The following is a 12126-nucleotide window of genomic DNA, read 5'->3' on the forward strand; positions in this document are numbered from 1 at the left end:
GTGGAACGCAGTGACCGGGCGCTACCGCTGACGCGAGCGCAGCTGGACATCTGGCTCGCGCAGCAGACGGGTCACTTCGATGTGGCGTGGCAACTCGGCGTCCTCGTGCGCATCGACGGCACGGTCGACCGCGCCCTGTTCGAGCAGGCCATGCGCCACGTGGTGGGTGAGGCCGAGAGCCTGAGGAGCAGCTTCTTCGAGGTAGGCGGCGAAGTCTTCCAGAAGGTGATCGAAGACCCGGAGGTCGATCTGGCCTTCTACGACGTGAGCGGCTCGTCCGACCCAGAGCGTGAGGTCCGTGAGAGGGCGTCCGCGATCCAGCGAACGCCGATGCCGCTCACCGGCCCGATGATCAACTTCTACTTGTTCCAAACGGCGCCCGACGAGTACTACTGGTTCAGCTGCTGTCATCACATCGCGATGGACGGCCTGGGTATTGCGCTGATCGGCCGCCGCATCGCGGCTGTCTATTCCGCACTCGCCTCCGGCGCGGCCATATCTCCCGCCTTCTTCGGCTCGTTGCGGGACCTCGTCAGCAGCGAGGCGGAGTACGCGGCCTCCGCCGATTACCTTGCGGATCAGGCGTACTGGGCCGAGCACCTGCCCTCGGCAAGCGAACCGGATTATCGGCTGACCCAAGCCGCCAGCGACCGGGACCCGTACGCGCCCTCTCCGCCGGTCCAATTGGACTCCTCGGTGGTCGCCCTTATCAAACAACTGTCCAAAGCGTTGGGCATCCGCCGATCGTCGGTGCTCACGGCCGCCTGCGCCCTCCTGGTCCGCGCGTTCCGCGCCGGCGACGAAGTGGTGCTGGACTTCCCGGTCAGCCGCCGACTGGATCCGGAATCCAAGACGCATCCCGGCATGCTTGCCGGGGTCGTGCCGCTGGTCTTGAACGCCTCGCCGCAAGTCACGGTCGCCGATTTTCTGCGGCAGGTCGATGCGCGCTCGCGAGAGGCGTTGCGGCATCAGCGTTTTCCGGTGCACATGCTCGGCGGTGACGGTGGATTCCGCGGCGCGCCGCAGGCATCCAACCGGGTAGTCGTCAACTTCGTCCCGGCCAGGCTCACCCTCAACCTCGCCGGCGTGCCGGCGACCGCGACATACACCACTTTCGGGCCGGTGGGCCACTTCGGGCTGTTCTTGCTTGGATTCGGTGATCAGCAATTCCTGAGCACGGTCGGTGTCGGACAACCCTTCTCGAACTTCGACGCCTCGGACTTGGCGGCGCGGTTGCAGCGGGTGTTGGTGGCGATGGCGAATGACCCGGAGCGGTTGTTGTCGTCGGTGGATGTGCTCGATGGGGTTGAGCGTGTGCGGTTGGAAGAGTTTGGTAATGCGGGGGTTTTGAGGGCGCCGGCGGGTGTGGGGGTGTCGGTGCCGGGGTTGTTTGCGCAGCAGGTGGCGCGGGCGCCGCAGGCGGTGGCGGTGTCGGGTGGTGGGCGCTGGGTGACTTATGGGGCGTTGGATGAGGCGTCGTCTCGGTTGGCGCATCGGTTGCTAGCTGAGGGTGCGGGGCCGGGATGCGTGGTGGCGTTGTTGTTGTCGCGGTCGGCTGAGGCGGTTGCGGCGATGCTGGGGGTGCTCAAGGCCGGGGCGGGGTATGTGCCGATTGATCCGGGGTCACCGGATTCGCGGATCGGGTTCATGTTGGCCGATGCTCGCCCGGTGGCGGCGGTGACGACGGCGGATTTGGCCGGGCGCCTGGAGGGGCATGGGGTGGCGGTGATCGATGTGGATGACCCGCGCATCGCTGCCGAGCCGGTGACGGCGTTGGCTGAGCCGGATGCTGAGGGTTTGGCGTATGTGATTTATACCTCGGGGACTACGGGTGTGCCCAAAGGTGTTGCGGTGACGCATCGGAATGTGACGGCGTTGATTGGTTCGCTGGATGCCGGGTTGCCGGTGCCGGGGGTGTGGTCGCAGTGTCATTCGCTGGCTTTTGATGTGTCGGTGTGGGAGATTTTCGCTCCGCTGTTGCGTGGTGGTCGGGTGGTGGTGGTCGATGAGGACACCGCGCGTGCACCTGAGGAGTTGCACGACGTGGTGGTGGCCCAGGGTGTGACGGTGTTGACGCAGACGCCGTCGGCGATCGCGATGTTGGATCCGGCTGGGCTGGATGGGGTGGCGGTGGTGTTGGCCGGGGAGGCGTGTCCGGGTGAGGTGGTGGAGCGGTGGGCGCCGGGGCGGGTGCTGGTCAATGCTTATGGGCCGACCGAGACCACGATGTGTGTGGCGATCAGCGCCCCGTTGGCGGCGGGGTCGGGTGTGCCGCCGATTGGGTCGCCGGTGCCTCATGCGGGGTTGTTGGTGCTCGATGGCTGGTTGCGGCCGGTGCCGGTGGGCGTGGTCGGGGAGTTGTATGTGGCCGGGGCCGGGGTGGCCACCGGTTATGTGGGGCGGCCCGGGTTGACGGGGTCGCGGTTTGTGGCGTGTCCGTTCGTTGGCGCGGGAGCGCCTGGACAACGCATGTATCGGACCGGGGATCTGGCGTGCTGGGGTGCTGATGGGCAGTTGCGGTATTTGGGGCGTGCTGATGAGCAGGTCAAGATCCGCGGGTATCGGATTGAGTTGGGGGAGATCCAAACAGCGTTAAGCACTCTCGATGGGGTGGAGCAGGCGGTGGTGATCGCGCGTGAGGATCGCCCCGGTGACAAGCGTCTGGTCGGTTATGTCACCGGCAGTGTCGATCCCGTCGAGTTGCGCGCCAAGCTGGGTGAGCGGTTGCCGGCGTTTATGGTGCCCGCGGCGATCGTGGGTCTAGAAACCCTGCCGTTGACCGCCAACGGCAAGTTGGACACCCGCGCGCTGCCCACCCCGGAATACGCCACCGGTGACTACCACGCCCCGCAAAACCCGACCGAAGAAATCCTGGCCACCATCTACGCCGAAGTGCTTGGCGTCGAGCGCGTCAGCACCCATGACTCCTTCTTCGAACTCGGCGGCGACAGCATCCTGGCGCTGCAAGTGGTGTCGCGAGCGCGGGCCGCCGGCCTGACGTGCCGCCCCCGGGACGTCTTCGTCGAGCAGACCGTTGCCCGCCTGGCCCGCGTGGCCGGGGTGGCCGATGGCGACGGGGTGATCGACGAGGGCCTCGGCCCGGTGCCGGCCACCCCGATCATGCGCTGGCTGCACAGCACAAGCGGCCCGATCGATCAGTTCAACCAGACGATCGTGCTGCAGGCGCCCGAGGGAGCGACCGAGGCCGACGTGACGGCGGTGCTGCAGGCCCTGCTGGACCGGCACGCCATGCTCCGGCTGCGCGTCGACGACGCCGACGGGTGGTCCTTGTGGGTGCCCGAGGCAGGGTCGGTCGACGCGGCCGAATGCCTGCGGTCCGTCGACGCGCTGTCCGATGAGGCGCTGGTGGCGGCGCGCTCGCGGCTCAACCCCGCGACCGGGACCATGCTGAGCGCGCTGTGGGTCGGCCCCATTGGCCAGCTCGCGCTGATCGTTCACCATCTGGCCGTCGATGGGGTGTCATGGCGAATCCTGTTGGAGGACTTGAACATCGCCTGGGCGCAGCACCGCGGCGGACAGCCGGTGGCCCTGCCGGCAGGCGGGACGTCGTTCGCCCGGTGGGCAAGGCTGCTCGACGAGCACGCACGCGGCCCCGAGGTCGTCGAGCAGGCCGGCGCCTGGAAGCGGATCGCGGCCACCCCGCCCGCGCTGCCCGCGGTGCGCCCCGACGTCGACACCTACGCCACCGCCGGGCATCTGCCGATGTCGCTGGACATCGAGACCACCCGCACGCTGCTCGGTGAGGCGCCGGCAGCGTTTCGCGCTGGCGTGCAAGACATCCTGTTGATCGCGTTCGGGCTGGCGTGGGCAGAGTTTCTGGGTACCGGGGCGGGTACCGTCGGCATCGACGTCGAGGGCCACGGCCGCCACGAAGAACTCGCGCCCGATGCGGACCTGTCGCGGACCGTCGGCTGGTTCACCACCAAATACCCGGTGTCGCTCACGGTCGACGGGCTGCCTTGGGCCCAAGTGCTTTCCGGCGAGCCGGCGCTGGGAACGGTGATCAAGGAAGCCAAGGAACAGCTTCGCGCCGTGCCCCACCCCTTGACGTACGGCGCGCTACGCTATCTGAGCGGTGACGCGGAGCTGGACACCGCCGACCCGACGATCGGCTTCAACTACCTCGGCCGCCTGGTCGCGGGAACTGAGCTGTCCAATGAGTTGTGGCGGCTGCACCCGGAGAGCCTGTCCCTGACCGGCGCCGCCGCGGCGATCCCAATGCCGTTGGCGCACACCGTCGAACTCAACGCCGGCGCCGTCGACACCGACACCGGGCCGCAGCTGCACGCGAACTGGACCTGGGCGCCGTCGGCCCTCGACGAGGCGCAGATCGGCCGGCTGGGCCAACTGTGGTTCGACGCGTTGTCCGGCATCTGCGCGCATGTCCGGGCCGGAGGCGGCGGCCTGACACCGTCGGACATCGCGCCCGCTGGGCTGAGCCAACCGCAGATCGACGAGCTGCACCAACGATACGACGTCGCCGACATCCTGCCGTTGACCCCCCTGCAGCAGGGCCTGCTCTTCCACTCCAGCACCGCACAGGGCGGCGACGACATGTACGCGGTGCAACTGGATTTCACGCTCACAGGCCCACTGGACCCCGACCGCCTGCACGATGCGGTGCGCACGGTGATCAACCGGCACCCGCACCTGGCGGCCCGGTTCCACGAGCGGTTCGACGAGCCCGTGCAGATCATCCCGGCCAACCCCGTGGTGGCGTGGCGGCATGTCGATCTCGAAACCGACCAGGAGATCGAGGCGCTCTGCGCGGCCGAGCGTGCCGCCGTGAGCGACCTGGCCGACCAGCCGCCCTTCCGGGTGGCGTTGATCCGCACCGGCGAGAGCCGGCACCGGCTGGTGCTGACCAACCATCACATCGTGCTCGACGGCTGGTCTCTGCCGATCCTGCTGCGCGAGATATTCACCAGCTACTACGGGGAGCGGCTGCCCGCGGCCGCGCCGTACCGCAGCTTCGTCACGTGGCTGGCCGATCGCGACCTGGATGCCGCCCGCGCGGCCTGGGCCGAGGAGCTCGCCGACTTGGAGACGCCAACATTGGTCGGCCCGAAAGATCGCCTGGGGCAAGGGCGGCGGGGCGCCGAAGCCTTCCGCGTGGCCGAGGACACCACGCGGGCGCTCACCGAACTGGCCCGCTCCTGCCACACCACCGTCAGCACCGTCCTGCAGGGCGCCTGGGCGGTGTTGCTGACCTCGCTGACCGGCCAGCACGACGTCGTCTTCGGCACCCCGCGGTCCCGGGTGGGCCAGCTCGAAGTGGACGGCGCGGAATCGATGGTCGGATTGCTGATCAACACGGTGCCGGTGCGCGCCAACATCACCGCGACTACCACCACCGCGGACCTGCTGCGGCAGCTGCAGGACGCCCACAACGACACCCTCGAGCATCAGCACCTGGCGCTCAGCGACATTCACCGCGCCACCGGCCACGAGCAACTCTTCGACACGCTTTTCGTCTATGAGAACTACCCGATCGACGACGGCATGCAGCTGGGCCCTGACGGGTTGGCCATCGCCGAGTTCACCAACCGCGAGTACAACCACTACCCGCTGACGATGGAGGCGCTCCCGGGCCGCGAGCTCGGCCTGCACGTCGAGTTCGACGCCGACGTGTTCGACGCCGCGAGCATCGGGGCGCTCGTCGAGCGCTTCCAGCGGGTGCTGGTGGCCATGACCACCGATCCCGCCCGGCGCCTGTCGTCCGTTGATCTGCTGGGTCCGGGTGAGCGCGACCTCGTACTGTCCCAGATGTCCGGGGCCGGCGTGGCCGCGCCGGTGGGGGTGGCGCCGGAGGTGTTGGCGGCCGCCGTCTCGGCCGGCCCCGATGCGCCCGCCGTCATCGAGGGTGCGCGGCGGCTGTCGTACCGCGAGCTCGACGAGTGGTCGACGCGGCTGGCGCGGGCGCTGATCGAGGCGGGCGTTGGTCCGGAGTGCGCCGTGGGCGTGGCGATGGATCGTTGCGCGGAGTTGGTGGTCGCGTGGTGGGCGGTGGTCAAGGCCGGCGGGCTGTACGCACCGATCGATCCCGCCCATCCCGTCGAGCGGATCGCCACGGTGCTCGACGCTGTCGGAGCGGCCTGCGTATTGACCTGTGGCACAGACGAAGTGGACGGAGCCGGCGACCGACCGGTGCTCCGCGTCGACGACCTCGACGTGTCCGGGCGCTCCGCGGAGCCGATCACCGATGCCGACCGCCTCTCGCCGCTGCTGGAGAATAACAGCGCGTACGTGATCTTCACGTCGGGCTCCACCGGCACCCCCAAGGGGGTGGCCGTCAGCCACTCCGGCCTGCTGGGCTGGACCGCCGCGCAAAGCGAGCTATTCGGGTTGGGTGCGGACGCGCGGCTGCTGATGGTGGCCGCGCCGACCTTCGACGCATCGGTCGGCGAGCTGTTGCTGGCGGCGGGCTCGGGGGCGGCCTTGGTGGTGGCGCCGCACGGGGTCTATGCCGGTGAGGCGCTGACCGCGTTGATGCAACGCCACCGGGTGACCGCGGCCATACTGACCCCGGCGGTGGCGTCGACGCTGGAGCGGGCCCGGCTCGAGGCGTTGGACACCCTGATCGCCGTCGGTGAAGCCTGCCTGCCGGAGCTGGTGGACGCCTGGGCGCCCGACCGGCGGATGTTCAACGGCTACGGCCCCAGCGAGACCACGATCTGGGTGACCTGTGCGCGGCTGTCGGCGGAGCGGCCGATTTACATCGGCGCCCCGATACCGGGGGTGTGCGCGCTGGTGCTGGACGCCTGGCTGAGCCCCGTCCCGGTCGGGGTGGTGGGCGAGCTGTACCTGAGCGGGCCCGCGCTGGCGCACGGTTACGTCGGCCGGACAGAGTTGACCGCCGAACGATTCGTCGCCAATCCCTTTGTGGGCGTTGGGGAACGGATGTACCGCACGGGCGACCTGGTGCGCTGGACCGCCGACGGAACCCTGGACTACCTGGGCCGCGCCGACACCCAGATCAAACTGCGCGGACAGCGCATCGAGTTGGGCGAAATCGAGAACACGCTGCTGGCCTGCCCGGAGGTCACCCAGGCCGCCGTCACCGTGCAGGACGGCGCCAACGGCTCGCACCTCGTCGCCTACGTCACGCTCGACCCTAACGCCACCCCCGACCACGACGCGGAAAGCGTCGAAGAGTGGCAGCATCTCTACGACGAGTTGTACGGCCCCGACGCCGGGTCGGACTTCGGCATGGACTTCCGGGGTTGGAACAGCAGCTACACCGGCGACCCGATTCCGCTCGAGGAGATGGTGGAGTGGCGTTCCGCGACGGTGGATCGGATCATGGCGCTGCGGCCGCGGCGCGTGCTGGAGATCGGTGCGGGCTCGGGGTTGCTGCTGACGCAGATCGCCCCGCAGTGCGATCAGTATGTCGCCACGGACTTCTCGGCCGCCGCGATCGAGAACCTGGCCCGCTCGCTGGAACAGTTGCAGATCCCGTGGCGAAACCGGGTGCGGCTGCTGACCCAGCCGGCTCACGTGACCGAGGGGCTGCCGCAGGGCTCCTTCGACACCGTCATCCTCAACTCCGTCGTCCAGTACTTCCCCAACGCGACATACCTGGACGGGGTCATCGACACGGCGATGGAGTTGCTGGCCCCGGGCGGGGCGCTGTTCATCGGTGACATCCGCAACCACACGCTGCAGGGCGCCTTCCAGACCGGGATCGCCCTGTCCCGCGCCGCTGGCACCACCGACTCGGCCGAGGTGCGCCGGCGAATCCGCCACGCCATCCTCGGCGAGACCGAATTGTTACTTGCCCCGGAGTTTTTCACCACCTGGGCCGCCGAACACGCGGTGGCGGGCGGACTAGAGATCCAACTCAAGCGCGGCTCGGCCGACAACGAGCTGAACCGGTATCGCTACGACGTGGTCATCCGCAAGGCCCCCACGCCCGTCCGTTCGGTGGCCGCCGCGCCCACCTGGGCGTGGGCCGCCTGCGCGGGCCTCAGCGGCCTGCATGAGGAGTTGATCTCCCAACGCCCCGCCGTCGTCCGCGTCACCGACATCCCCCACAGCGGAGTCGTCGCCGACGTCAACGTCGAAGCCGCCCTCGCCGCCGGGTTACCCGTGCCCGACGCACTGGCTCAAGCCGGTCCGGCCGACGAACCAACCGTCCCCGAGGAATTGCACCGCCTCGGCGAAGCGGTCGGATACCGCGTCGCGGTGACCTGGGGCGCCCAAATCGGCACTCTCAGCGCGGTTTTCGTCGCCGGCGCCGACGCCGACTCGCCGCTGACCGACCTCTACCTGCCCCCCGCCAACGCGGGCCAACGCGCCTTCGCCAACGACCCCCACGCCAACACCAAGATCGCCGCGGTGCGCCAGCGGTTGAGCGACTGGCTACCCGAATACATGGTGCCGACACACATTGTGACGCTTGAGGAATTCCCGTTGACCTCCTCGGGCAAGCTCGACCGCAAGGCCCTGCCGGCACCCGACTACCAGGATGCCGACCGCTACCGCGCCCCGACCGGCGCCGTGGAGGAGATCCTCGTCGGCATCTACGGCCAGGTGCTCGGGCTGGATCGGGTCGGCGTCGACGACTCGTTCTTCGACCTGGGCGGCGACTCGCTGTCGGCGATGCGCCTGATCTCCGGGATCAACACCAGCCTGAACGCCAACCTCGGCGTGCGGACGGTCTTCGAGGCGCCCACGGTCGCCGAGCTGGCGCCGCTGGTCGGTGGAGACGCGAGCCGGCTGGAGCCGCTGGTGGCCGGCGAGCGGCCCGCGGTGATCCCGTTGTCGTTTGCCCAGAACCGATTGTGGTTCATCGACCAATTCCAGGGGCCGTCGCCGGTCTACAACATCGCGGTGGCCTTGCGGCTGCGCGGGCGCGTCGACGCCGCCGCGTTCGGCGCCGCGCTCGGCGACGTGGTGGGCCGCCACGAAAGCCTGCGCACGGTGTTCGCGTCGGCCGACGGGATACCTCAGCAGGTGGTACTTCCCGCGGAGCAGGCTCGAGCGGGCTTCGACGCCGTCGACGCCCGCGGGTGGCCGGAGCGCCGGCTGCGCGCGGCCATGGACGCCGCGGCGGGCTACACGTTCGACCTTGCGAACGAAATCCCCATCCACGCAGAGCTTTTCACCATCACCGATGACGAACACGTGCTGGTGGCGGTGGTGCACCACATCGCCGCCGACGGTTGGTCGATCGCCCCGCTGGCGCGTGACTTGGGGGTAGCGTACGCCAGCCGCTGCGCGGGCCAGGAACCCGATTGGGCGCCGTTGGCGGTGCAGTACGCCGACTTCACGCTGTGGCAGCGCGCGCAATTCGGCGACCTCGAAGACGGTGGCAGCCGCATCGCCGCGCAGTTGGACTTCTGGGAAGAGACCCTGGCCGGCATGCCCGAACTCCTGCAGCTGCCGACCGATCGGCCCTACCCGCCGGTCGCCAATCACCGGGGCGCCCGGCTGGCGGTGGACTGGCCGACGGAGTTGCAGCAACAGATTCGCCGGGTGGCGCGCGAGCACAACGCGACCAGCTTCATGGTGATCCAGGCCGCGTTCGCCGCGTTGCTCTCCAAGATCAGCGCCAGCCACGACGTCGCGGTGGGCTTCCCGATCGCCGGGCGGCGCGATCCCGCGCTGGACGAGCTGGTCGGTTTCTTCGTCAACACGCTGGTGTTGCGCGTCGACGTGGCGGGGGATCCGACCTTCGTCGAGCTGCTGGCCCAGGTGCGTCGGCGCAGCCTGGCCGCCTTCGAGCACCAGGACGTGCCCTTCGAGTTCCTGGTGGATCGGCTCAACCCGACCCGAAGTCTCACCCATCACCCGCTGATCCAGGTGCTGTTGGGCTGGGAGAACTTCCCCGGCTACGACACCAACCCCACCGCCACCCTGGCCCTGGGCGATGTGCAAGCCACGCCGATGCCGGTGGACACCCGCACCGCGCGCATGGATTTGACGTTCTCGTTGGCCGACCGCTGGACCGAGGCCGGTCAGCACGCGGGGATCGGCGTGACGGCCGAATACCGCACCGACGTGTACGACGCCGACACCGTCGTGTCGTTGATCGAGCGGCTGCAGCGCCTGCTGGTCGCGGTCACCTCGGATCCGCAGCGGCGGTTGTCGTCGGTGGACCTGCTCGATGCCGGTGAGCACGCGCGGCTGCAAAGGTGGGGCAACAGGGGGGTGCTGACCGAGCCGGCGACACCGGTGTCGGTGCCGGCGTTGTTCGCCGCGCAGGCGGCCCGAACGCCCGACGCGGTGGCGCTGGTCTGCGACGGCCGGTCCATGACGTACCGGGAGCTCGACGAGGCGGCCAACCGGTTGGCGCACTTGCTGATCCAGCACGGTGCGCGCCCGGGTGAGCGGGTGGCGCTGCTGTTTTCGCGTTCGGCCGAGGCGATCGTGGCGATCCTGGCCGCGCTCAAGTCGGGGGCCGCCTACCTGCCGATCGACCCGGCGCTGCCGGCGGCCCGGATGGAGTTCATGCTCACCGACGCCGCGCCGATCGCGGCGGTCACCACCGCCGCGCTGGCCGACCGGCTGGACGGGTTCGACCTGGTGGTCGTCGACGTCGACGACCCCGCCGTGGACACCCAGCCCAGCACGGCCCCGCCAGGGCCGGCCCCCGACGACCTGGCGCACATCATCTACACGTCCGGCACCACCGGGGTGCCCAAAGGCGTTGCGGTAACCCAATACAACGTCGCCCAGCTCTTCGACTCGCTGCAGATCGGCATCGAACTTTCCGCGGAGCAGGTGTGGACGCAGTTCCACTCCTATGCCTTCGACTTCTCGGTGTGGGAGATCTGGGGCGCGCTGCTGCACGGCGGGCGGCTGGTGGTGGTGCCCGAGCCGGTGTCGCGCGCACCGGAAGAATTCCACGCCCTGCTGGTCGGCGAGCGCGTCACCGTGCTCACCCAGACCCCGTCCGCGGTGGGAATGCTGCCCACGGACGGTCTGGATGCCACCTCGCTGGTGATCGGGGCGGAGCCCTGCCCGCCCGAGCTGGTGGACCGCTGGGCGCCCGGGCGGGTGATGGTAAATGTCTACGGCCCAACCGAAACCACCATGTGGGCTTGCAAGAGCGCGCCGCTGGAAACGGGATCGGGCTTCCCGCCGATCGGTTCCCCGGTCACGCGGGCGGCCTTCTTCGTGCTGGACGAATGGCTGCGACCGGTGCCGGCCGGGGTGGTCGGCGAGCTGTACCTAGCCGGCGACGGCGTCGGCGTCGGATACTGGCGCCGGCCCGCCCTGACCGCCTCGCGTTTCATAGCCTGCCCGTTTGGCGCGCCCGGAGCCCGCATGTACCGCACCGGCGACCTGGTGTGCTGGGGCCCCGACGCCCAACTGCGTTACCTGGGCCGCGCCGACGAGCAGGTCAAGATCCGCGGCTACCGCATCGAACTCGGCGAAATCCAGTCGGCGCTAGGCAGTTTGGATGGCGTCGAGCAGGCGGTTGTCGTCGCCCGCGAGGACCGTCCCGGCGACAAGCGCCTGGTGGGTTACGTCACCGGGACGGCGGACGCGGGCAGGGCACGCGCCGCGCTGGGCGAGCGGCTGCCCCAGTACATGGTTCCCGCGGCCGTCGTCGTGTTGCCCGCACTGCCCATGACGGTCAACGGCAAGCTCGACACCCGCGCGTTGCCCGCGCCGGACTACCGGGACGTCGACAATTACCGCGCCCCGGCCACCGCGACCGAGGAGATCCTGGCGGGCATCTACGCCGATGTGCTCGGGGTCAACCGCGTGGGGGTCGACGACTCGTTCTTCGACCTCGGCGGCGATTCGCTATCCACGATGCGCCTGATCTCGGCGATCAACGCGGCGCTGGATACCGAGCTACCGGTGCGCGTCGTGTTCGAGGCGCCGACGGTCGCGCAGCTGGCCCCGCGCCTCAGCGAGGGCGCGGGCCGGCTGGAGCCGTTGACGGCCGCCGAGCGCCCGGCGGTGATCCCGTTGTCGTTCGCCCAGAGCCGGTTGTGGTTCATCCAACAGTTGCAGGGGCCGTCGCCCGTGTACAACATGGCGGCCGCGTTGCGACTGGGCGGGCGCCTCGACGCCGACGCGCTGCGTGCGGCGCTCGCCGATGTGGTGGGCCGCCACGAGAGCCTGCGCACGCTGTTTCCCGCGCACGAC

Annotated in this window: 1 protein-coding gene (running past one end of the window); it reads left to right on the top strand. The window is 69.5% G+C overall.

Annotated features, from left to right (window positions below):
• Window positions 1–12126: the 5' portion of a non-ribosomal peptide synthase/polyketide synthase gene (locus KXD96_RS15825; protein WP_260745403.1), read on the top strand. The gene runs 18993 nt beyond the window's last position; only the first 12126 of its 31119 coding nucleotides appear in the window; its start codon is at window positions 1–3; its stop codon lies off the right edge, out of view.

Origin of the sequence: Mycobacterium sp. SMC-2 (assembly GCF_025263485.1) — a bacterium.
GTDB lineage: Bacteria > Actinomycetota > Actinomycetes > Mycobacteriales > Mycobacteriaceae > Mycobacterium.